The 25,374-nt window shown below is 45.9% G+C and carries 12 protein-coding genes; 8 read left to right on the top strand and 4 right to left on the bottom strand.

Annotated features, from left to right (window positions below):
- Positions 1-62 precede the first annotated feature (62 nt).
- Both ACYVGR_RS33245 and ACYVGR_RS33240 read left to right on the top strand, forming a co-directional pair.
- A complete protein-coding gene (locus ACYVGR_RS33245) occupies positions 63-3,077 on the top strand; it encodes a TonB-dependent receptor (protein ID WP_460964581.1) in 3,015 nt (1,004 codons plus the stop codon).
- A 175-nt stretch (positions 3,078-3,252) separates the two neighbouring features.
- Positions 3,253-4,626: an APC family permease gene (locus ACYVGR_RS33240; RefSeq protein ID WP_460964579.1), complete on the top strand. Its 1,374-nt coding sequence runs from the start codon at positions 3,253-3,255 to the stop codon at positions 4,624-4,626.
- A gap of 195 nt (positions 4,627-4,821) precedes the next feature.
- Here ACYVGR_RS33240 and ACYVGR_RS33235 read toward each other — a convergent pair whose 3' ends face one another.
- Positions 4,822-7,794 (bottom strand): FAD-binding and (Fe-S)-binding domain-containing protein, encoded by a 2,973-nt coding sequence (locus ACYVGR_RS33235; protein ID WP_460964577.1) that lies wholly within the window; start codon positions 7,792-7,794, stop codon positions 4,822-4,824.
- Between the two features lie 482 nt (positions 7,795-8,276).
- On the opposite strand from ACYVGR_RS33235, the gene ACYVGR_RS33230 reads away from it, so the two are divergent.
- The 6 genes from ACYVGR_RS33230 (at position 8,277) to ACYVGR_RS33205 (ending at position 22,323) form a co-directional block, all read left to right on the top strand.
- Positions 8,277-11,435 (top strand): SusC/RagA family TonB-linked outer membrane protein, encoded by a 3,159-nt coding sequence (locus ACYVGR_RS33230; RefSeq protein ID WP_460964575.1) that lies wholly within the window; start codon positions 8,277-8,279, stop codon positions 11,433-11,435.
- Positions 11,436-11,566: 131 nt separating this feature from the next.
- A complete protein-coding gene (locus ACYVGR_RS33225; protein WP_460964573.1) occupies positions 11,567-13,045 on the top strand; it encodes a RagB/SusD family nutrient uptake outer membrane protein in 1,479 nt (492 codons plus the stop codon).
- Between the two features lie 208 nt (positions 13,046-13,253).
- Positions 13,254-16,640, top strand: a complete 3,387-nt coding sequence (locus ACYVGR_RS33220; protein ID WP_460964572.1) for a VCBS repeat-containing protein — start codon at positions 13,254-13,256, stop codon at positions 16,638-16,640.
- Between the two features lie 77 nt (positions 16,641-16,717).
- Positions 16,718-20,113 (top strand): VCBS repeat-containing protein, encoded by a 3,396-nt coding sequence (locus tag ACYVGR_RS33215; RefSeq protein WP_460964570.1) that lies wholly within the window; start codon positions 16,718-16,720, stop codon positions 20,111-20,113.
- Positions 20,114-20,212: 99 nt separating this feature from the next.
- Positions 20,213-21,568, top strand: a complete 1,356-nt coding sequence (locus tag ACYVGR_RS33210) for a vanadium-dependent haloperoxidase (RefSeq protein ID WP_460964568.1) — start codon at positions 20,213-20,215, stop codon at positions 21,566-21,568.
- 95 nt (positions 21,569-21,663) lie between these two features.
- Positions 21,664-22,323: a hypothetical protein gene (locus ACYVGR_RS33205; protein WP_460964566.1), complete on the top strand. Its 660-nt coding sequence runs from the start codon at positions 21,664-21,666 to the stop codon at positions 22,321-22,323.
- A 152-nt stretch (positions 22,324-22,475) separates the two neighbouring features.
- On the opposite strand, the gene ACYVGR_RS33200 is transcribed toward ACYVGR_RS33205, so the two are convergent.
- The 3 genes from ACYVGR_RS33200 to ACYVGR_RS33190 form a co-directional block, all read right to left on the bottom strand.
- Entirely contained in the window at positions 22,476-23,168 is a 693-nt protein-coding gene (locus tag ACYVGR_RS33200) for a TetR/AcrR family transcriptional regulator (protein ID WP_460964564.1), read from the bottom strand.
- A gap of 489 nt (positions 23,169-23,657) precedes the next feature.
- The gene (locus tag ACYVGR_RS33195; RefSeq protein ID WP_182459228.1) at positions 23,658-24,005 is read right to left on the bottom strand and encodes a DoxX family protein; all 348 of its coding nucleotides are present in this window, start codon (positions 24,003-24,005) and stop codon (positions 23,658-23,660) included.
- 125 nt (positions 24,006-24,130) lie between these two features.
- Positions 24,131-25,303 carry a glutathionylspermidine synthase family protein gene (locus tag ACYVGR_RS33190; RefSeq protein ID WP_460964562.1) on the bottom strand — a complete coding sequence of 391 codons (1,173 nt, stop codon included), beginning with the start codon at positions 25,301-25,303 and terminating at the stop codon, positions 24,131-24,133.
- Between the last annotated feature and the right edge of the window lie 71 nt (positions 25,304-25,374).

Raw genomic sequence — 25,374 nt, 5'->3', positions numbered from 1 at the left:
TATCCGTATTTTTAGCGAGAAAGTAACTGGGGGTTACATAGCTGCACTTTTAATATCTTCTTATGAGAAAACTAATTACTTATTCATTGTTTTTCGGCCTTTTTACCTTACTAAGCGCAGCTACATGGGCTCAGACCCGTGTTGCCGGAAAAGTGACCGATGACGCCAAACATGGCGAACTTGTGGGAATTAACATTGCTGTAAAGGGCAAAGTGATTGGAACCATTACTGACCTGAAAGGTAATTTTTCCCTAACGACAAATACGCCAACCCCGTTTGTAATTGCTGTAACGGGCGTTGGTTTCCAAACGCAAGAATTCACGATTACCGGCGATCGGACTGATCTGGCTATTTCCCTGAAAGAACAGGTTATGCTGGGGCAGGAGGTTGTTGTATCGGCTTCTCGGGTAGAGGAAAGTGTGCTGAAATCGCCGGTATCGGTTGAGCGATTAGACATCCGCTCGTTTCAGTCGACACCATCCGCTACGTTCTACGATGCTTTGCAGAACATCAAGGGGGTAGATATGAGCACGCAAAGCTTAACGTTCAAGTCGGTTAACGTTCGGGGGTTCGGTTCAAACGGAAATACGCGGGTTGTTCAACTGCTCGATGGAATGGATAACCAGGCGCCAGGCTTGAATTTCTCCGTAGGTAACATCGCAGGGGTATCCGAACTGGATCTGGAAAGTGTTGAGTTATTGCCAGGGGCTGCTTCGGCGCTTTATGGTCCGAACGCCATTAATGGACTGTTGTTAATGAATTCGAAAAGCCCCTTTCAGTATCAGGGGTTGAGTGCTTATGCCAAAGGTGGGGTCATGAGCGCCAGCAATCGGTCAACGGCTACTACACCTTATTACGATGCCGCTTTCCGGTATGCTAAAGCGTTTAATAATAAGTTTGCATTTAAAGTAGGGGTTTCCTACTTAACGGCAAAAGACTGGCAGGCAACCGATTACCGGGATCAAAGTTATTCGAATGGATTTACGCTCGACAACGGAACCCGAGCTAATAACCAGGGCTATGATGGTGTCAATATTTATGGCGATGCCAGCGCCAATTTGTACTCAAATTTGTATGGTAACGGAACTCCTGGAACGGGAGCCAATGGTACCTCGGCCATTTTGGGAGCCATTGCCACCACGCAGATTCCGCAGGCAGGAAATGCAACTTTACCACAATTGACGGGGCTGACTCCTCAGCAGATTTTTAACAACATCATTCCGAACCTGAATATTTCCCGGACGGGTTATCAGGAAAGTGATCTTGTACAATATAATGCAAGCAACCTCAAACTGAACGGGGCTTTGCATTATCGCTTGAATGACAACTTAGAAGCTATCGTTCAGGCAAACTGGGGAACGGGTACAACGGTGTACACAGGTGCCGACCGTTACTACATTAAAGGCTTCAAACTTGGCCAGTACAAACTTGAATTGCGCGGCTCTAATTTCTTCGTGCGGGCTTACACCACCCAGGAGCGCTCGGGCGATGCCTACGCTACGTCGACCCTGGGTCAGGGGATTAATGAAGCCTGGAGTGGCAGTGCCGCCAAGTGGTTCCCAACTTATTTCGGGTATTATGCCCAAAATGCGCTTACGGGTTATGCGGGTGCTTACTTAACCGCGCTTGGTGCTGGTCAGACACAAGCTGCGGCATTAGCGGCAGCTCAGGCGTATTCCAATAGCCAGCAGGCAACCCTTTTGAATCAGGCTAGAGGTGCAGCCGATCAGGGCCGCTTGATTCCGGGGACAGCTGCCTTCCAACAGGCATTTGATGCAGTGACGGGGAAACCCATTCCGGGCGATGCTACCGGCGTAGGGGCGAAGTTTTTAGACAAAACAAATCTCTATCATGCAGAGGGTATGTATAATTTCAATAAGCTGATCGATCCGAAAACTGTTGAGGTGATTGTTGGGGCAAACGTTCGACGGTACGCGCTCAACTCGGAGGGCACCCTGTTTGCTCGTGATGAAAACGGGAAGGAATATACCATCGATGAATATGGCGCTTATGTTCAGGCTTCGAAAACGCTGGCCGATATATTGAAATTGACGGGATCGTTGCGCTATGACAAAAACCAGAACTTTAAAGCACAGGTAAGCCCTCGCTTTTCGGCTGTGTTGACGGTGGCTAAAGTTCATAACTTCCGGGCTTCCTTCCAGCGGGGTTTCCGTATTCCAACTACGCAGGATCAGTACATTGATTTGAATACGCCTTCGTATCACTTAATCGGTGGATTGCCTTTCCTGAAGCAACGGTATAATTTTTCGACCAGCCCTGTTTACACGCTTCAATCGGTTCAGGCCTTTGGTGCTGCTTTGCAACAAGGTGGTACAGCAGCTTTACCACAAGCACTAGGTCTGTTGAAAACATCAATCAATCCCGGATACGATCCTGAACGGGTAGAAACCTACGAAGTGGGCTATAAAGGGTTATTAGGCAATAAGTTGTTCATTGATGCCTATTATTACTACAACCGGTTCCTGAATTTCCTAGGAAGCGAAATTGTGGTTCAGGGTAAAACGCCTGTTTCGGTGGCTGATCCTGCATCAACCTTGCAATTGATTAGTGGCTCAACTCGTACGGTCTATTCGTACCCTGTTAACTCATCAACACAGTTGAAAAATGCAGGTTGGGCTATCGGAGCAGACTATTTACTGCCTGGAAATTATATGATCGGAGCTAACGTATCGTCGAACTACCTGATTGATCAGGATAAGATTCCTGCTGGCTTTGTCACTCAGTTTAATACACCGAAGTATCGCTATAATCTGACCTTCGGGAATCGGAATATAGCCAGAACAGGTATAGGGTTCAACGTTGTTTATCGCGCTCAGGATTCGTTCTTGTGGGAGTCAAGTTTTGGCAATGCAGAGGCTACCGGTCGCCAGCAAACGATTATTCCGGCTTATGGTACACTGGATGCGCAGGTTAGCAAAAAACTTTCGGGTATCAAGTCTATCCTGAAAGTGGGTGGCACAAACCTAACCGGCAAGCTTTACACACAGTCTTGGGGTAACCCCAGCATTGGTTCGATGTATTATATCAGTCTTACGTTCGATCAGTTAATGAACTAAGTAGATAAACCCATTGGCAAAAAGCCCTGTGAGCGATGTTCTGGTATTGTGCCTGGCATCACTCACAGGGCTTTTTGTCTTTGTAAGTTCGATCTTAGTCGAACTTTTAAGCGCTTTCTAGCCTTAGTCAAAAGAACAATCTTTTTCTTAACTTAGTCTGTTATCCAATACGCTATTGAGTAACACTACGCCTTCGAATCAATCTTCTCATACGGCATCAGCAGATTTACCTCGTAGCCTGACGCTTTTACAAGGCACCGCCCTGAACATGATCGATATGGTCGGTATTGGGCCGTTTGTTGTGTTGCCATTGGTTATCAAAACCTTAGGTGGCCCATTGTTTTTGTGGGCTTGGGTACTCGGCGCGGTTGTCTCCCTGATCGATGCGTTCGTTTGGGCCGAACTAGGGGCTGCCTTTCCAAAGGCAGGAGGGAGTTATAACTTTCTTAAAATCTCCTACGGCGAGCAGAAATGGGGTAAACTACTCTCTTTTCTGTACGTCTGGCAAACTCTCATTCAGGCGCCCCTGGTAGTTGCCTCAGGCGCCATCGGGTTCGCTCAGTACGCGTCTTACCTGATGCCGCTGGATGAATGGCAACGAAAAGCGGTTTCGGGCGGAGTTGTGCTGATTATCATTGCCTTATTGTATCGGAAAATCGACTCAATTGGCAAAATTGGCTTAGTTATGTGGGGGGCTGTGCTACTAACGCTAGGTTGGATTATTATTGGTGGTTTGAGTAATGCCCGAATTCCCTTATCAGAAACGCTTCAGTCGATGGGTTCGGTTAGTGGAGGCATTTTAGCGGCTGGTTTAGGGCAGGCATCCGTCAAGACAATTTATTGTTATCTGGGCTATTATAATGTTTGCCATTTAGGGGGCGAAATTCAACGACCCAGCCGAAATATTCCCGTCAGTATGTTTATTTCGATTGTGGGTATTGCTGGGTTATATCTACTCATGAATTTGAGTGTAGTAAGCGTGGTGCCCTGGCAGATTGCACAGGATAGCCAGTTCATTGTCAGTACGTTTGTTGAAACACTATACGGCGCTGGTGCTGCCCGACTCGCTACCGTTTTAGTGTTATTAGTTGCCTTTTCATCGCTCTTTGCCGTACTATTGGGTTATTCCCGTGTGCCTTATGCCGCTGCTGTTGATGGGCAGTTTTTTGGAATTTTTGCCAAGCTGCATCCAACCCGACAGTTTCCGTATATGTCGTTGCTCTTTTTGGGTGGATTGGGATTCGTATTCAGTCTTTTATTCCGACTGGGCGATGTAATCACGGCTATTCTGGCGATGCGGATCGTTATACAATTTGTTGGACAGGCCATTGGCTTGCTCCTGCTTCATCGCCGACGAAAGGCTATTGAGTTTCCCTTCCGAATGCCGTTCTATCCATTGCCAGTAGTGCTGGCTATTGGGATTTGGCTCTTTATTTTCTTCTCAACGGGATTGACCTTTATGCTCTCAGGCTTAACAGTTATTGGATTAGGTATTATCACCTTCCTGATTTCGTCAGGAGTCCGGAAGCAATGGCCTTTTAGTAAGTAATGGTGTTTTTATAGAAGGAACTGTTTAAACTTTTGGAAATAGTTGCCCAAGCAAGTGCTTTTGTCATTCTGACGAAGGAAGAATCTCAACCTATCCTTACTTGAAAGTAAAAAAGCGTTAAGATTCTTCCTTCGTCAGAATGACAAAACTAGGGTCAACGAAAAGCTAAAACAGACTAAGGACCAATCAACGGAACTACTTAAGCGCTTCCAGTAAAATCTCGGCCGGATGCTTGGCTTTACGACTCGTGCCGTCTTTAATCTGATGGCGGCAGGAAGTGCCCGGCGCAGCTATAATCACATCATCGGCAGCCTGACGAACGGTGGGGAACAGCACTAATTCGCCTACCTTCATCGACACTTCATAATGCTCAGCCTCATAACCGAACGAACCCGCCATACCGCAGCAGCCCGATGGAATGAGCTGTACCGTATAATTTTTGGGTAGAGACAGGGCTTTCTTCCCCGGAACTAAAGATGATACCGCTTTCTGCTGGCAATGACCATGTAGTTTAATCAGCCGTTTTTCGTCGGTAAACTGATCAGCCCGAATCCGGCCAGCCTCTAATTCACGGGCTATAAACTCTTCAAAGGTCATCGTATTTTCGGCCAGATGTTTGGCGGCTGGTATAAGCGATTCATCGACCAGATCAGGATACTCGTCCCGGAACGTTAGAATCGCAGACGGCTCTAATCCGACTAAAGGTGTTTCTGTCGTTACAACATCTTTCAGTGAATGGATATTCTTCTCGGCCAGCGTTTTAGCATACTTTAGCATGCCTTTCGAAAGCGCTGCCCGACCGCTTTCGCCGTGTTCTGGAATAACCACTTCATAACCTAAGCGCTCAAATAATTGAACCGCTTTTTGACCAACCTCAACGTCGTTATAATTTGTAAATTCATCGCAAAAGAGATAAAGCCGTTTGGCTTCCGGCGCTTTGTCCCTCGCTCCCTGCCTCCGACTATTCACCCAACGTTTCAAGGTTGTACTGCTCATCAAGGGCATAGTCCGATCTGGGTGAAAACCAACGACTTTGTTCGCAATTCGTCGGAGGGAGGGAGTACCTAAAATGCCATTCCAGGCCCAGGGAACAACCGATGCCAAACTTGAAAGTCGAGCAAAATTGGCAATTAAACGAGAACGTATAGGTACACCGTTAGTATCGTAATAGTGCTGTAGAAACTCTGCTTTTAGCTTAGCTACATCTACGTTAGAAGGGCATTCATTTTTACAACCCTTGCACGACAGGCAGAGATCATAAACTTCTTTAATTTCCTGATGATCAAATCGATTTTCTTTGGGTGAGTGCGTTAACATCTCGCGTAGAATGTTCGCTCTGGCCCGCGTTGTATCCTTCTCGTTTCGGGTTGCCATGTAACTTGGACACATGGTTCCGCCAGAAGCCTGGGTTTTCCGACAATCGCCCGAGCCATTACACTGCTCAGCATGTTGAAGCACATTTTGATCTTTATACCGAAAATAGGTTTGAAAGTCAGGCGTTTGCTGGCCCGCTTCGTACCGAAGGAAAGTGTCCATCGGGGGCGTTTCAACAATTTTGCCGGGATTAAAAATACCATCGGGGTCCCAGGTATGCTTAATCTGACGCATTAACTCATAGTTATGAGCGCCTACCATTTGCGGAATAAATTCGCCCCGCAATCGTCCATCACCGTGTTCGCCCGAGAGCGAACCATCGTATTTTTTGACTAGTGTGGCAATTTCTTCGGCAATCATCCGGTATTGCTGATGGCCTTCAGCAGTCTTAAGATTGATAATAGGTCTTAAGTGGATCTCACCTGATCCTGCATGGGCATAGTGCACGGCGTGCATATTATGCTTGGCTAGAATCTCGTTGAAGTCGCGAATATAGTCGGGCAGATCGGCAACGTCGACAGTTGTATCTTCGATAACCGCAACGGCTTTCGCGTCGCCCGGAAGGTTCCCTAAGAGGCCTAAACCTGCTTTGCGGAGATTCCAGATTTTCTTGGTATCCTCCCCAAACAGAAGTGGAAAATGATAGCCCATCCCTGCCGCTCGCATATCGGCTTCCATTTCGGCTGCCAGTTTTTCAATCTCAGCTCGCGTATCGCGGGAGAGGTCAACAACCAGAATAATAGGGAAATGATTCGTTGGGGTTTTCTGAACGAAAAAACTGTTTTGACGCTGTTCAGGATTTGTATCAGCCCGTTCCAGAATAATATCGTCGATTAACTCAACTGCGTAAGGCTTGTATTTTAAGGCTAGTAGAGTCGCTCGAAGGGCCTCATCAATGGAATGACAATGTACACATACCAGGCCGCCTTCTTTGGGGGGAAGAGGAACTACATTCAGTTTAATTTCAGTCAGGAAACAGAGGGTACCTTCTGAACCAGCAATGAATTTAGCCATATTGAATGGCTCACCTCCGCTTGTAAAGGGTTCCATGTCGAGCAGCGTGTCCAACGCATAACCTGTATTCCGACGCTCGATGGTTTTCTTAGGAAAATTTCGTCGAATTTCTTCCTGATTGACAGGGTCAGATAAAATAGAGTTTGTCTTGAGCAGAATCTTACTCATCCGTGTTGCAGACCCGGGCCGCGTTCGGTCATTTTGGCGACTAGCCTCACTTATCTGCTTCGTTAACTCCCAGGTAGTGGTAGGGCCAAACTCGGCCTCAGAGCCATCGGCCAATAATGCCTTAACCGACAACGTATGTTCGCGGGTAGATCGATAAACCACGGAATTAGAACCGCAGGAGTTATTTCCCACCATGCCACCAATCATAGCCCGGTTAGCCGTCGACGTTTCTGGCCCAAAATACAACCCGTAAGGCTTTAGAAACTGATTCAACTCATCGCGGATAACACCGGGCTGCACACGCACCCAGCGCTCCTCGGGGTTGATTTCCAGAATTTTGGTAAAGTGCTTCGATACATCAACCACGATCCCGCTGCCAACGACCTGGCCAGCCAGCGATGTTCCGGCGGTACGGGGAATCAATGGTGTTTTATACTGATTCGCGTAGGCGATTAGAACCTTAAGATCATCAATCGTTTTAGGAACAGCAACAGCCGTGGGCATTTCCCGATACGCAGATGCATCTGTTGCGTATAGGGTCCGTTGCGTAAAATCATCGAAGAGATCGCCCGTAAGTTGGCTAGCTAAGTTTTTGAGGGATTCCGCACTCATAGAGACATAGCGGCTGATTATTTATCACAGCCGAAAAAAACTTAGGCAAAATTAAATGTAAATAGCAGATTTTTTTTGCTGAGTCGATAAAAAATAATGACGATATTTTATTGGAAAATTTATAAATATAAACTCTTCATTTTAATCTTAAGTGATTGATAATTAGATAAATTAAATCATTGAAAAATTATAATTGTAGAAATAATTCAATTCAATTTGGCTTATTTAACAAATATTATGATACAATTTTGATGGTAATTTACTAAATTTTAACCTCCCAGTATTTGTATTTTATGCCCAACATTCTGTAATTCGCCAACTGGTTCAGGGTTAGGTTCTATAAATTCCTGCCAAGTTTCTACAATTATGACAATATGTATGTACTTTTTTTGCATGTAGATACATGCCTGTTGTGAAGGATATAATAGAGTAGTTAACCGTAAACCAGCAAATCACCTATCTCCAATTTTTACTGTAAACCTATGATGGACAAATCCTACAAAATGAACCGCTTCGGTGGCTACGTAGGTCAGGTTGGGTTTTCCCAACCTAAGTCATTTAGTCAGAAGGCAGCGTTAAGCTTGATGACTATAATGGCAATGATACTGCTAGTGGGCAATTCAGTGGCCTGGGCACAGGGCCGTACTGTAACAGGTACCGTAACTGACCCAGCAGGCGCATCGCTGCCTGGCGTAAGTGTGCAAATTAAAGGTACCCAACGTGGTACGAACACTGATGCTGAAGGTAAGTATTCGCTGGCCAACGTGCCCGACAATGCAACGCTTGTATTAAGTTTTATCGGCTATACTTCGCAGGAAGTAGCTGTAGGAAACCGCTCGGTAGTCGATGTTAAACTGGCCGACGATACAAAAGCGTTGGAAGAAGTCGTTGTAGTTGGTTATGGTACAGCTAAACGCAAAGACTTAACGGGTTCGGTTGTACAGGTAACCGCTAAAGATTTCAACGCCGGGGTTAACCCTAACCCATTGCAGGCTATCCAGGGTAAAGTGGCTGGTCTGGTAATCACAGCACCTTCGGGTGACCCAAACCAGGCACCAACGGTTCGCCTGCGTGGTTACACGTCGCTGGCTGGTGGTAGCGATCCTCTTTATGTGGTAGATGGTATGATCGGTGTTCCTATCAGCACAATCTCTCCACAGGATATCGAGTCGATGGACGTATTGAAAGATGCATCAGCTGCTGCCATTTATGGTTCGCGTGCTGCTAACGGCGTTATTCTGGTAACCACCAAGCGTGGTAAGTCGGGCAAAACAACGGTTACCTTTAATAACTATATCGGTATATCAGTTATATCGAACCGCCTAAATATGCTGGATGCTGACGGCTATCGTGCTGCAGTAAGGTCGTTTAAAGGCGATTCTGCCTTATTGGATGCACAGCGTTTCCCTACCGGTAACAATAATACCGACTGGATTAAGCAAATCACTCGGACGGCTGTGACGAACAACCATGATCTGGCTATTGCTGGTGGTTCGCCAACGTTTAGCTATCGGGGTTCGTTAAACTACATTAAGAACCAGGGTATTGTTAAACGGACTGGTTTTGACCGGGTTACGGGTCGGATCAACCTCGACCAAAAAGCCTTCGACAACCGCCTGAATATCCAGTATAACCTGTCTTACTCGGAAACGAATAAAGATTTCCCGGATAACGGCGCGAACGGCGCGCCCAACATTAGTGGCTCGGGTGGCTCAAATGGTATCCTTAACCGGGCATTAACCATGATCCCAACATTGCCTGTGCGCAATGCTAATGGTAGCTATGCTGAAGTAGGCGGTAGCTTTGATTTATTCAACCCTGTTGCCATGTTGGAAACTTCTACCAACAATGCTGTACAGCGTTATTTACAGGGTGGTGTTTCGTTGCGCTACGAAATTCTGGATGGTCTGATTGCTGGCGTAAGCGGACAATTGCAGCGCGATAACACAATTGCAGCGTTCTCTACAGATCCAAATGTTAAGGCGTATTCTGCTAACAATGGACGCGCAGGCCGTAGCTATACAGAAAGCAATACGAAGCTGTTAGAAACGACGCTTAGCTACACAAAAGGATTTGGTGCACAAAATAGCAACTTTAATGTACTGGGTGGTTATTCGTTCCAACAGTTTGATAACGATGGCTTTACTGCCGCTAACTCAGGTTTCGTTACCAGCAATGTTACGTACGATAACTTAGGTTTAGGTTCGGGAACGTTAGTAAACCCAGCTAACAACTATGCTGTCTCTAACCGGAACCAGTCGAAACTGATTTCGTTCTTTGGCCGGGCAACGTTAAACCTGAATGATCGGTACAACGTTACGGCAACCCTTCGTCGGGATGGTAGCTCTAAATTCGGTGCGAACAACAAATGGGGTATGTTCCCATCGGTTGGTGCGGGCTGGACAATTACCAACGAGAAATTCTTCCCAAAGAGCAATACGCTTAACTTCCTGAAACTACGCGCTGGTTACGGACAAACCGGTAACTCAGAAGGTATTGCTCCGTACAACTCCATCCAATTGTACGGTCAGAAAGGAACGTACTATGATGGTTCATTAGGCGACTTCCTGCCAGGTTATGGTATTACGCAAAATGCTAACCCAAACCTGAAATGGGAAGTGTTGACAACAACAAACGTTGGTTTGGACTTCCAACTGATCGGCGGTCGATTCAGCGGTACGCTGGAATATTACAATAAGCTGACGAAGGATATGTTGTATCCATATTCTGTACCAGCTGATGGGGTGACTTACTTTACCCCTGTTATTCTGGCAAACGTAGGTTCGATGCGTAACTCTGGTGTTGAATTCTCGTTTGGTGGCGATGTTATTCAGAAAGGTGCTTTCTCCTGGAATGCTCGGGCTGTTGCAGCGTATAACAAAAACACGATTGTTTCGCTCTCGAATGATCAGTTCAGCAATGGTCTGGTTCGTTTCAACCCATTTGGTGGTCGTGGTTTGTCGGATGTATATGCTTCGTACCTGACACCAGGACAGCCTCTGGGCGAGTTTAACAACGTTCCAACTTTTGTTGGTTACAACTCGACTGGTCAGGTTCTGTTAAAAGCAGGTTCGGGCGATACCCCTGTAACGGACGTTTCTAAAGCAGATGCTGCTGTAGCTGTAGCTGCTGGCTCACCCCTGAAACAAGGCAACCCACAGCCATTCCTGAATGCGTCGTTTATCAACACATTCCGCTACAAAGGATTTGATTTGTATTTCCAGCTGCGTGGTACGTTTGGTAACACAATCCTGAACAACCTGCGGTCGAACCTGATGATTCCAGGGTCGATTCTGGAGACGAACATGTTGAAAGACGTAACGACGATGCCGAAGGGTTATGGTATCAACGTATTATCGACAAACTGGCTTGAAAGTGGTTCATTTGTTCGCTTCGACAACTGGCAAATTGGGTATAACGTGCCACTGCCAGCTAGCAAATACATCACCAATGCTCGTATTTACTTAGGTGGTAACAACCTGTTCATTATCACCAAATACAAAGGCATTGACCCTGAGTTACAGGTAAAAGGTGATTTGCCAAGTAGCACTACACAGGCTCCAAACAACGTTGGCTTAGATGCCTATGGCGTTTATCCTAAAACACGTACGTTCCAGTTGGGTGTGAACTTGACGTTCTAGCCTTAATTACAGCTCGCAAACCGGATTAAATCCAAAAAATAATTCGGTTTGTGAAAACTGCTTTAATGAACACACCGTTAGTATAGGGCCTAGGCTTTAATGGTGTAATTAATTACCTATCAAAAACTTATATGCAACGAATAACCATAAAAGTGCTTCTGGGATGCTCGGCACTTATGCTGGCAGGTCAGTCTTGTACGAATCTTGACGAGACGACTTACGACGTTATCCCAACCAGCGGTACATTCGGTACGACGGCTGCCCAACAGGCGGCTTTGATCGGCCCATTATACAATGGACTGGGCGATTACTACGGTAACCTCACCAACCTGAATACGACTACGGATGAACAGATTGTTCCAACCCGTGGCGGTGACTGGAAAGATGGTGATAACTGGGTGCGTTTATACACACACACCTGGGACCCTGTTACGGACAACAACCAATTCAATGGTCCCTGGAACTGGTGTTATAACAACATCACCTCTATTAACCAACAGCTTGGTACAATTAAGGATGCTGGCGTCATTGCAGAGTTAAAAACATTGCGGGCGTTCTTCCACTACGAAGCAATGGATCTATTCGGCAATGCAATCATTGCTGATCAGGTTTCGGCAGGTACGCCTAAACAGAGTACCCGTGCTGATATGTTTGCTTTCGTAGAAAAAGAACTATTGGCGGCTTATCCGAACTTAAGCAGTACAGTAGGGGGTGCATACTACGGTCGTATGAACAAGTATGTAGCTGATATGATTCTGGCAAAAATGTATCTGAATGCACAGGTGTATACAGGTACTCCTCGTTGGGCGGATGCCATTACGCGTTGTAATAATATTATCAGCTCTGGTAAATTCCAGATTGTTGGTGATTTCTTCAGCAACTTCGTAACACAGAACCAGAATTCGGCAGAGATTATCCTGGCGACTCCATTTGATAAGTCGAAACGGCAAGGCTTCCAGGTACAAATGCAGAACTTGCACTACCTGAACCAGCTGACCTATAACCTGGGTACAGCCCCCTGGAACGGTTTCGCGGCCGTAACGGAGTTCTACAACTCGTTCGATGACAAGGACGTTCGGAAAAAAATGTGGCTGGTTGGACAGCAGTACAAAGCTGATGGTACACCACTGATGGATGATGCCATCCCGCTGGCTTTCACCCCAGAGATTCCATCGCTCGTTTTAGCTGCCGGTGCTCCTGGTCGTGTAGCCGGTGCTCGTAGTGTAAAATATCAGATTCAGACGAACAACTCGTTTACTAGCCAGGATAACGACTTCGTCGTGTATCGTTTAGCTGACGTTTACCTGATGCGTGCCGAAGCTAACTTACGTTTAGGTAATACGGCAACCGCTCTAACGGATGTAAACCTGATTCGTAAGCGTGCTGGTATGCCAGACTTCACTACATTAACACTGAGCGACATGTTAGCGGAACGTGGTCGTGAAATGGCTTGGGAATATCACCGCCGTCAGGACCAAATCCGTTTCGGAACCTTTGGCGATGCTAAACGCTTTAAGCCTAAAGATGCAGATAGCCACTGGACATTGTACCCAATTCCAAGAGATCAGCTGGCGTTGAATCCAAACCTGAAGCAAAATCCAGGTTATTAATCTTCCTTTCAGAAGGCAAAAAGAGCAGGCTCATCTGGGCTTGCTCTTTTTGTTTTAGTGACTGATTAAAAGCCAATTAATTGGTCGAATATACCTAATCAACCTTCATAATTCGTTACATTTGCAGTCCCTTAAAAACGAAAATCGTCCTACATACTTCCTTCACTACTGTTTACCAATACGATTTGTTTTTCATGTGCTTGTACCAATGCGTATCCTTTTAATCGTTCTGGCAATTGGCCTGTTTATAGGCTGCCAGTCAAAGCAACAGACGCCATCCGATCCACTGTTTCAGAAATTGTCGTCCGACGAGACACACGTCAATTTTACCAACACTGTTACCGACGATAAGGATTTCAACATCTTCAATTACCGGAATTTTTATAACGGCGGTGGCGTAGCCATCGGCGATGTAAATAATGACGGCCTGGCCGATGTATTTCTGATCGCCAATATGGGCGAGAATAAACTCTATCTGAACCGAACTGCTCCTGGGCAAAGCGGCATACAATTCGATGATATTTCGGCCAAAGCGGGTGTAGGTGGAAAACGAGCGTGGAGTACAGGCGCTACGTTTGCCGATGTAAATGGTGATGGGCGACTTGATCTTTACGTGTGTAATGCGGGCAATCGCGAGGGTGATGATCGCGCTAATGAGCTCTTTATCAACAATGGGAATGATGCCAATGGGGTTCCGACATTTACGGAGAGCGCAGCCGAATATGGTTTAGCTGATCGGGGTTACTCCACACACGCAGCTTTTTTTGATTATGACCGGGACGGCGATCTGGATATGTACCTGCTGAACAATAGCTTTATGCCTGTTGGTAAGTTGGTCTATGCAAACTTACGGGCGCAGCGTGATTCGTTAGGCGGCCATAAATTCTTCCGGAACGATCAGGAGAAGGGTAAGCATTTTACCGATGTCAGCGAAAAAGCCGGGATTTATGGTAGCGTGATTGGCTTTGGCCTTGGTATAACCATCGGTGATGTGAATGAAGATAACTGGCCCGACATTTATATCTCCAATGACTTTTATGAACGGGATTACCTCTACATCAATAACCACGATGGAACGTTTCGGGAGTCGATAAAAGAGTCGATGCCGCATACCAGTCTGTCGTCTATGGGAGCCGATGTGGCTGATGTTAATAATGATGGCAAACTCGATATTTTCATAACGGATATGTTGCCCGGCAATGACCGGCGTTTAAAACGTAATTCCAGTTACGAAGGGCACGATCTGGAGCAAATTAAGGTTGGGCGTGATTTCCACTATCAGTACATGCAAAATATGTTGCACCTGAATCAGGGAAATCAGCCGGGTAATAATGGCTTGCCAACCTTTAGCGACATTGCCCGCTTCTCGGGGGTTCAGGCGACAGACTGGAGCTGGGGGGCGCTGATTTTTGATATGGATAATGATGGGCAGAAAGACATTTTTGTGGCCAATGGAATTGCCAAAGACGTAACCGATCAAGACTTCGTAAACTTCCTGGCCGATCGCGAGAATATGGCTCAGATGGCCCGCCAGAGAGCGTTTAATTTTAAAGAGTTTTTGGATAAAACCCCTTCCGAGGCTATTCCCAATTATGCCTTTCATAATGATGGAAACCTCCATTTTACCAACAAAGCGGTTGATTGGGGTCTTTCGGAACCTGATTTTTCTAATGGTGCCGCCTATGGTGATTTAGACAATGATGGTGATTTAGACTTGGTTGTCAACAATGTAAATTCTCCCGTTTCGATCTACCAGAATAAATCGAGCGAAGAGCGCAAGGCAAATTATTTGAAAATAAAACTGGAAGGAAGCGGCCTGAACCGAAACGCCATTGGCACCAAAGTATTCGTTTATCAGCCTGGTCGGATGCAATTGCTGCAACAGATGCCAAACCGGGGTTTTGAATCGTCGGTCGACCTAAATCTAGTTTTTGGCCTGGGCGACAAACCTCAGATTGATTCGTTAATAGTCATTTGGCCGGACGATAAAAAGCAAACCTTACGCCAGCCTAAAGCTAATCAGCTATTGACGCTCCGTTGGGCAGATGCGAATCAACTATGGAAGCCTTCTATAACCCTTGCACGGTCCTATTTTCAGGACAATACAGCCGCTTCGGGGTTGAGCTATTTGCATAAAGAAAGCCCCTTTGTCGATTATAATCGAGATGCTTTGTTAAAACAGCAACTCTCTACTCAGGGACCTGCCTTGGCTACTGGCGACGTAAATGGCGATGGGCTGGACGATGTGTTTCTTGGCGGTGCTAGTGGGCAGTCGGGACATTTATTTCTACAGCAACCCGCTGGGCGTTTTGTCGATAAAACGCCTGTTAGCATGAAACAGGATACCATTTCAGAAGCTGTCGACGCCGTTTTCTTCGATGCCGATGGCGATAATGATCTGGATTTATACGTCGTATCAGGTAGTAATGAGTTTAGCGCTGACTCAGAGGAACTATTGGATCAGCTTTACCTAAATGACGGGAAGGGCGGATTTAGTCGCTCTGAAACAGGATTGCCTAACCTGAAGGCGAGTGGCTCATGCGTGGCAGCCGCAGATTTTGATCAGGACGGTGATATTGACCTGTTTATTGGTTCTCGTCTAATTCCAAGTCAATATGGATATAATCCAGCGAGCTATCTGCTTACGAATGATGGCACCGGAAATTTCAAAAATTACACCAAACGCTTCCTGGCTGATATTGATCAGCTAGGTATGGTTACCGGAGCAACATGGGCCGATTTGAACGGCGATAAGTATCCCGAATTGATTGTCGTTGGCGATTGGGAGCCGATCCGGGTATTCGAAAACAAGCGGGGTAAACTAACTCAGAATCCAGAGTTATCGATAAAGGATACCGAAGGTAAACCGTTGAAAACGAATGGCTGGTGGAATTGTGTAACCGCAGGCGATGCCGATGGTGATGGCGACTTGGATTTGGTAGTGGGTAATTTAGGGCTCAATTCCCGCATTCGGGCTACCCAAACCGTTCCGGCTGAAATTTATGTGGGTGATTTTGATCATAACGGTACGCTGGAGCAGATTATAAATTGTGCCGATGAAACCGGCGAACTGTACCCAATGGTACTGAAAAGCGATTTGCAGAAGGAAATGCCTACAATCAAGAAAAAATTTATAAAGTTTGGCGATTACGCGGGTAAGAAGATTAATGAAATTCTGGATGAAGATCAACTGAAACAGGCTGTCGTTAAGCAATCGTTTATAGGTGAAACGGCTATTCTACTGAATTCGGGTAAAGGCGATTTAACGTTTCAACCCTTACCAACCGATGCCCAATTATCGCCCATTTGTAGTGTTGTCTTCACCGATTACGATCACGACGGTCGTACCGACCTCGTTTTGGCGGGGAATTTCCTCGATGTACTTCCTGAAGTTGGCCGTTACGATGGTAATTATGGGGTCGTATTACGAAACCGGGGCAAAGCCGCTGACGGCCGTATGGCGTACGAGTCGATCAATCCGGCAGCCTCTGGCTTCTTTGTGCGCGGTCAGGTTCGTCGTATGGCACGGCTTAAGCAAGGTCAACTTGTTCTGGCAAAAAATAACGACCGCACGCAGGTTTTTTTAATTAAGTAATAGAAGCGGGGAGCGAGGAGTGAGAATGACTGGCGAAGTACTCTCACTCCTCGCTCCCCGCTCCCCACTCCTTTTATATGAAACGTATTGCTTTATTCCTAACGGCTGGCTTGTTAGCGCTGGCAGGTTGTAACCCATTCAAGTCAGAAAAACAGCTCTTTCAGGCACTCGACTCTACTCAAACGGGTGTTGGGTTTGTTAATCATCTTGTACCAAGCGAAAAATTGAATATCCTCGACTACCTCTATTTTTATAATGGGGGTGGTGTATCGGCGGGTGATATCAACAACGATGGTCTGACAGATTTATACTTTGTATCGAATCAGGGGAAGAACAAACTCTATCTCAATAAAGGCAACTTTAAGTTCGAAGATATTACCGAGAAAGCAGGGGTTGCCGGTTTTTCGGATTGGCAAACAGGCTCTACGATGGCCGATGTCAATGGCGACGGCTTTCTGGATATTTACGTTTGTGCTGTAGGCAATTTCCGGGGGCTGGAGGGAGCCAATGAGCTATACATCAACAACGGCGATGGGACCTTTACCGAAAAAGCCGCCGATTATGGGCTGGATTTTACGGGTTTCTCAACACAGGCGGCCTTTTTCGATTACGACCATGACGGCGATTTAGACTGCTACCTGCTCAATCATGCTGTTCATACGTCACGTAGTTACGATCGGGTAACGGCGCGTAATCTTCGTCATAATGAGTCGGGCGATTACCTGTTTAAAAATATGAGCGTGGAGCAGGCGGCAGGGAGCAAGTCACCAGTCTCTGGTTCTAAACGCTTTATAAATGTTAGCGAACAGGCGGGCATTTTCGGCGCTGCAATGGGGTATGGGCTGGGTATATCGGTGGCCGATCTGAACAACGATGGTTGGGAGGATCTATACATATCAAATGATTTTCACGAAGATGATTACTACTACATCAATAACCAGAAAGGTGGTTTTACGGAAAGTGTAAAAAAAGCATTCCAGCATACCAGCCGTTTTTCAATGGGTAACGATGTGGCTGATGTCAATAACGATGGCTTTGCCGACGTGGTTACGCTGGATATGTATCCCGAAGATGAAACCGTCGAAAAGTCATCGCTGGGCGAAGATCCGTTGGACATCTATATCTACAAACTGGCCTATGGCTACATGAACCAGTATAGCCGAAACTGCCTTCAGCTAAACCTGTCAGGGAAGAAGTTTATGGAGGTTGGGGCTATGGCAGGCGTGGCAGCAACAGACTGGAGCTGGTCGCCTTTGTTGGCCGATTATGATAATGACGGCATAAAAGACCTGTTTATTTCCAATGGCATTGTCCATCGCCCTAACAACCTCGACTATGTGAAATTTGCTGCCGATGACTCCCTTCGGTATGCGATGGAAACGTCGAAATCGCTCGATGAACGGGCTATTAAGTTGATGCCGGAAGGCAAGTCTCATAATTATATTTATCGGGGTACTCCATCGCTCCGCTTCGAGGATAAATCGTCTGCCTGGGGATTCTCGGTGCCTAATTTTTCAAATGGGGCAGCGTATGCCGATCTGGACAATGATGGCGATCTGGATTTAATTACGAACAACATCGACGATCCGGCGGGCCTTTATCGCAATGAGGCAACCACAATTTTTCCTGACAACACGCATCTGACGGTTAAACTGAAAGGGGATGCTCCGAATACGTTTGGAGTGGGTGCGAAGGTAATTGCTAAATATGGCGGTTCGTTGCACGGAGATAGTTTGCAAGTACAGCAATTGATGCCAACTCGTGGTTTCGAGTCGTCTGTAGCACCAGAATTGCTGTTTGGTCTGGGGAAGCGAGACGTAATTGATTCATTGATTGTAATCTGGCCAAATCAGCGAATGGAGATTCGCACAAAGGTGAAAACCAATCAGACGCTCACCTTAAAACAAACGGACGCCCAACTCGACGGCACGAATTATCGGTACGCGACCCCTGCTATTCATCCGCTCTTTGTCGATGTTACCACTGCCGATTCAATTCCATACAAGCATAAAGAGAATAAAGAATATTACGATTACGTCCGTGAGCCGTTAATGCCGTTTCAGGTATCGACAGAAGGGCCGCATTTGGCCTTAGGCGATGTGAATGGCGATGGGCTGGACGATATATATGCCGGAGGTGCTAAGTGGAAAGCGGGAAGTTTATTGCTGCAACAGGCTGATGGAAAATTCAAGCCAGCTATGCAGCCAGATTTCGCCAGAGATTCAACCTACGAGGATGTCGATGCTGCTTTCTTCGATGCCGATGGCGATAAAGACCTCGACCTATACGTCGTGTCGGGTGGTAATGAATTCTACGACAAAATGCCGGAGCAGTTCGACCGTCTGTACCTTAACGATGGGCGTGGGAATTTCAGTCGCTCGGTCAATGCGTTACCGCCCATGTACGACAACAAGAGCTGTGTGCGCCCTCAGGATATTGATAAAGATGGCGATCTCGATTTGTTTGTAGGAGGCCGGGTTGTTGGGTTTGGCTACGGGAAATCACCGAACTCATACCTGTTGGTCAATGACGGCAAAGGGCATTTCGCCGATCAGACGGATAAACTAGCCGAAGGACTCCGAAAAGCTGGTATGATTACCGACGCGGTTTGGGCTGATTATGATGGCGACAAAGACCTCGATTTAATTCTGGCTGGAGACTGGATGCCCGTTAAAATTTTCACGAATGACGGAGGGAAGTTTACCGAAAGTAAATCGATCTTAACCGATAAAACACCATTAAATGGCTTTTACCAACGCATTATTGCAGCTGATTTCGACAAGGATGGTGATATTGACTTAGTTGCGGGTAATCTAGGAACGAACACCAAGTTCCGTAAAACGCCCGACTCGCAATTACGAATGTGGGTAAAAGATGTTGATAATAACCAGAGTTCCGAGCAGATCATTGCTTACAATCGTGGGGATGAATGGTACCCGTTAGGCTTTAAAGATGAGCTGGGTAAACAAATGCCAAGCATCATCAACAAGCGCTTTACCGATTATGTGTCATTTGCGGGGAAACCACTCAACGAAGTCTTAAAAGACGATGAACTGAAAGGCGCTGACGAATTTACCGTCAACCAGTTTGCGTCGGTTTATCTGGAGAATCAAAGCGGCCATGACGGAGGTCCAAAATTCGTCGTGCACGAGTTACCAATGATGGCTCAGGTATCGAAGCTATTCGCTCTTGAGGCAATAGACTTCGACCATGATGGCGACCTTGATGTGCTGGGTGGTGGTAATTTCTACGGAGTAAGTACCTATCAGGGACGCTACGATGCCAGTTATGGATTAGTATTGCAGAATAACGGCAAAGGAACGTTCACGGCTTTGTCGCCCATTGATGCCGGATTTTTGCTGAATGGCGAGATTCGCGATATTCGCCCAGTCCGAACACCGCAGGGACAATTAATTATCGTGGCTCGAAATAATGCAGGTTTACAACTATTTAAACCATTGCTTTTGAAATAACCAACAGAACCGAGCTTAGTTTCACCCTAAATTTTCTACTAATTTTGTCGTAAATCCATAGCCTTGCTCGGCTTTGTTCATATAACTTGTTATTTAGCCATGAGATCTTTGTTACGTTTTAGCTATATGCTAGGGCTTTTGCTGATTGGGGTTTCCAGTTGTCGTAAGCCTGTTTCCCCTGCCGAGTACAATGCTAAAGCCGCTAATGTTGAGTATTATAACTCAGCTCTTAATAAACTTACTGAAGTTGTTGTTCACGACATTTTTTCGCCACCCGTTGCCAGCCGGATTTACTCCTACGCGAACCTGGCGGGTTACGAGGCCCTTGTACCCTTCGATAAGCAATACGAATCGCTGGGCGGTAAATTGAAGCGCTTCCAGACTGGTCCACAGCCCGAAGCAGGGAAAGACTATTGCTTTCCGCTAGCTAGTGTGCGCGCCTTTTTAACCGTTGCTCGTGCCCTGACCTTCTCGGTCAATTTCTACGACGAATTCGAAAAGCCGCTCTATGAGCAGTATAAAAAAGACGGTGTTCCTGATGATATTTTTGAACGATCAATGGCTTATGGAGAGGCCATTGCTAAACACGTTCTGGACTACGCGGCCAAGGACAATTATAAGCAGACGCGAGGATTCAAGCATACTGTTACAAACGAGGAGGGGACCTGGGTGCCAACCCCCCCGGCTTATATGGATGCTGCTGAACCTCAGTGGAATAAGCTACGCTGCTGGGCAATGGATACCTGTAATCAGTTCATGCCTCCTCGCCCGCTTCCGTATAGTCTGGCTAAGGGAAGTCCTTATGAGAAAGAACTGGATGAGGTTTATCAGACGGGAAAAAAACTGGATAAACAGCAACAGGATATTGCCTATTTCTGGGACGATAATGCGTTTGTGATGAACGTAGCAGGGCACGTCATGTTTGCCAGTAAAAAAATGACGCCAGGTGGTCACTGGCTGGCTATTGCTCAAACGGTGGCTCGGCAGAAAAAGCTAAACATGATGCAAACCGTGGAAGCCTATGCGCTTACGTCATTTGCGTTGAGTGATGGATTTATTTCCTGCTGGGACGAAAAATATCGGACCAAAACGATACGCCCGGAAACCGTTATCAACAAATTCATTGACCCCAAGTGGACGCCATTTCTACAGACACCTCCGTTTCCGGAATACCCAAGCGGGCACAGCGTGATCTCGACGGCAGCAGCTACGGTGCTAACTGACTTGATGGGCGATAACGTCGCATTTACCGATTCTACAGAGTTTAAATACGGGCACGGTGTGCGGTCGTTCAAATCGTTCCGGGCTGCTGCCGATGAAGCCTCGATCAGCCGTATGTACGGTGGTATTCACTATCGATCTGCTTTAGTTAATGGCCAACTAGAAGGTGAAAAAGTTGGCAAATGGGTGGTAGAGAAAATCCACGCCAGGAAAGGCGCTGTAGCCAGTCGCTAAGTCTTGATTAAAATGATCTTAAAATAAACCGTTCACTAAGGGCGGTTTATTTTTTATGTAACTAACGCTAAGTTAACGCGCTTAACTTTTAGTTTATGAGACTAACTATATTGCTATTACTTAGTTGGCTTCCTGGCTCAACAGTTTGGGGCCAAACTGCGAAACCCGACACGTCTAAAAGAGCGCTGTATAACCAGCAGTATTATAAAATGACCCGCTCAACAGAAGATTCAACCCGCTCAATCTTCAACTTTAAGGCGGCCCCAATTTATGTTCGCGCAACTCCTTTTTCAATCTATACGGGTGCTGGGAGCCCAAAGGACCGCATTGCGCAAAGCATCGAAATTGGAAAGTCGTTTAATGTAATCGATTTGGGTGTTGCCTTCGGCCGAAATTCCCTTCGACCGGATACGTCACTTTTCCTGGAAGGTAGGGTTACGATGGACGTTGCGAACTATGGAATTTTTGCGAACGAGATGACCATAGGAGCAGGCCGTGTTTTCGATAAAGAAGGAAGCTTGATGCTTGAATTGACGTATAGCATCATTGCGCAGGTGGCCCCTCGCCTGGGTATTGGCCTCACAACGGGTTATTACGATTTCAGTGGTGAAACAACCGATAATTCTAAAACATTCTATGGGATTTACCTTCGGTTTGGCCTCTTGCGAACCGACTCTGGGGGCTTATTAGGAGGTATTGCCCGAGGGCGTGGACGGCCTTTTCGCGTAGGACGACCGCATCGGCACGGTCGTTAGAAGATAGCTGCGAGAAGGTCCTCTTACGAGTGGAAGGTACTTAAAACTGAAGGAGTTGGTCCAGAGTTGAAGACCATTCAGATGAACTAAAAACTAGTTTGCAGTAGCTAAGAGCTTTTACGTCCTGGCTACTGCAAACTACGCAGTCTAACTTACCATTGAGCAAGCGGCAAATGAGCTGACTGGAGTTCCAATTCAACATCTTTTGAACCAATTGCCATTTTATTTAAGGCGATATAAATGGCTTTAACCGCATTTTCAATCCGCTCCCAGCCTTCTTCGCTTCGTAGATCAATACTGATCATTGTGCGGTCGTTTTGGGCCATAATTGTCAAATAAGTCATTGCACCAAGTACAACTGCCGAAATTGCCTGCGTATCGGCACCTTTTACGAACGATAGCTGGCTTACGAGCCGTGTCATTTCTTCGTCTTGTGCCCGAGCTGTTGTTTCGGCAATTGAATCATTTTCAATAACGCTAGCCTTCAGAACCTCACGGGCTGCCTTAAACGTACGGAAATAACGGTAGGTTTGAATGACTTGACGATACCAAATACGAGCTACGTCAGATTCATGCAATGGGCGGATTTGGTCTAATACAGCAGGAGTAAAAACTGGAAATAATTTCCCCATTTTTACATAATACTCAAGAAGACCTTCCATTCCGCCGAAGTATCTATAAATCAGGACTTTACTTACATTCGCTTTTTCGGCTACCCGGTTTACACCCACACCTTCTAAACCACGCTCTGCTATTACATCTTCGAGCGCTTCAACAATGCGTTGAGTGGTTTTCGAGCGGTTCCGTCTTATCTTTTCATCTTTCTCCATAATAACAGCATTCATTATAATTCACATATATGTCACCCCCTTTGACTAAAATCGATAATGAAAGTCACTTTAGTAAACTATTATCTGTCAGTCAATTAATAATGGTCGGTAGGTAATAACGTTTATGGGCTTACTGAAAAATATAATTAGTTAAATAATTGGGTTTTTGCACGTACTGCGATAATTGAAATTTATTTATCACTAAAGTGATCTTTTTTGTTGACTAATGCCGATTTCATGCATCTTTCACGATTTTGGGCACGAGTGCTCATGTTTGCTAATAAGAAAATTTTATAGGAAAAATGCAAAAATGGATCAGTGTTAGAAAAGTGTTTTTTTTTTAGCGAAACAACAAATTATTTTATAATGATAAATTGATATACTGAATATGATATATATGGTACATACAGGTTTTGGATATGTAAAGATGATCAAGTTGTTGTAGTTAGGTATATTGTTGCAACTGTGTTCTCAATGCGGATAGTGTTTAACAACTGCCATGATTTAGGTGTATTTGTAAGCCCACCATAACAATACTCCCTGCAAAGGCAACCTGCCCCATCGTAACCAGGCTGGAAAATCAAGGAAGCGATCTGAGGTCGCCATGTATAGATTGGCCGGAAATATGGCCACCAATAATACCATAATCCCCCAGGCTGATAACGAGCGCGTTGCGGGGAATAGTAAGCCAATCCCTAATAACACCTCCGCCACACCACTTAGCATAACCATCAAATTATGCGCTGGAATATAAGGCGGCATAATGGCCAGGTAAGTTTTTGGACTAATAAAATGATTTATTCCTGCAACGATATAGACCAAAGCCTGGAGGTATAAGAATACATTATTCATGCCAAAGCAGTTAACAATGAAAATCCCATGAATTGGTCATCTACAACAGTAATAACGATAAAATGATATAATTAGATTTACTGCCTGATAATATTAGAAACTTAAGCGAATTAGATTGCTCATATTTAGTTAATTACATGCCCTACAAATCCTGCTTTGTTATCTAAAATTAGGCCACCACGCCGGAAGCCTAAGCCACAGGCTTCGCCAGCATAGAAAACCCCCGCCTGGTAGGTATACCCTTCAGAATCTTGCGGGAATTCGACGTATTGCTGGTATATTTTTGGGTAATCTCCGTAATCTCCATCGGCAGCCAAACGCTCGCTTCCATCCGCATCGATAATGCGAACGTTGGCACCTTCCCGACCAAACAAAACTTTTTCTACACACGATTTTCCCACAAGTGGCTTCATGTCGGTTTCCAGAAGTAATGGATGATTTGGATAAAGCTCCCAGAGGATTTTTAGAATGTATTTCGATTGGAAGAGTAGTGTGTAGGCTGGATTTAAGACGACGGCCAAACGTTTTCGGACAATTTCAGTCAATAGGTTAACCAATTCAGGCTCATCTTCGGCAATGGATTCCCAGGGCACCAGTTTGAACCAGAAATCTAGCTTTTCAAATTGCCCATTTTTAGGATTTTGCCAGAAAATACCTTCCTCCGCCGAAAATTCAACGTTATCGACAAAGTCAAATTCAAGATCAAAGCCAGCTTCGCGAGCGGCTTCGCCCAATAAGGCCACATTCGTATCGTCTTCCGGGAAATCGCGCATGGCCGACAGAAGTAATGTGGGTTGTAGGTCAGGGTTTACAGCCAGCAGTTCTTCAAATTGACCCGTTAGCGTTTCAAACACGGCATTGAATTGCTGGCTATCATCAAGTCCATTTGCTTTTAGGTGGGCGTACTGAACAACGGCCGTTTCGGGCAAACAAGTAGCTGTGTCGGCATTAAATTCGATGAGTTTGATGGGTCGTCCATCGATACCGCCGGCCAGATCAAAGCGGCCATAGAGATGAATATGGCGATCATCATCCCATGATAGTTTTATAAGTTCTACCAGATTAGCCGGGATACCCACTTCGGCAAAGCGATTTTCGTCAATAATATGCTGCCCTGCCGCTACAAACATCTCAAACAGCTCATTGGCTGCTTCGTAATAAGCATCAGCTTCTTCAGCTTGCACCACTACGACTTCATTTGCCAGATAAGGTAGCGTATCCTGACCAAGCATCCAGTCCCAACCCAGATTCTGTAATTGGGTATCGGGTGATATTGTGAGTTTTCGAAGAGAAATCATGTTTTCAAGATTTACGCGAACCGAATGACGATTCTTACCAAAAACAATTCGTAATTCGTATCGTCCTGTAA

The sequence above is a fragment of the Spirosoma litoris genome (assembly GCF_054776755.1).
Note: the sequence above shows the minus strand (reverse complement) of the source record. Positions and strands in the feature narration are given on the sequence as shown.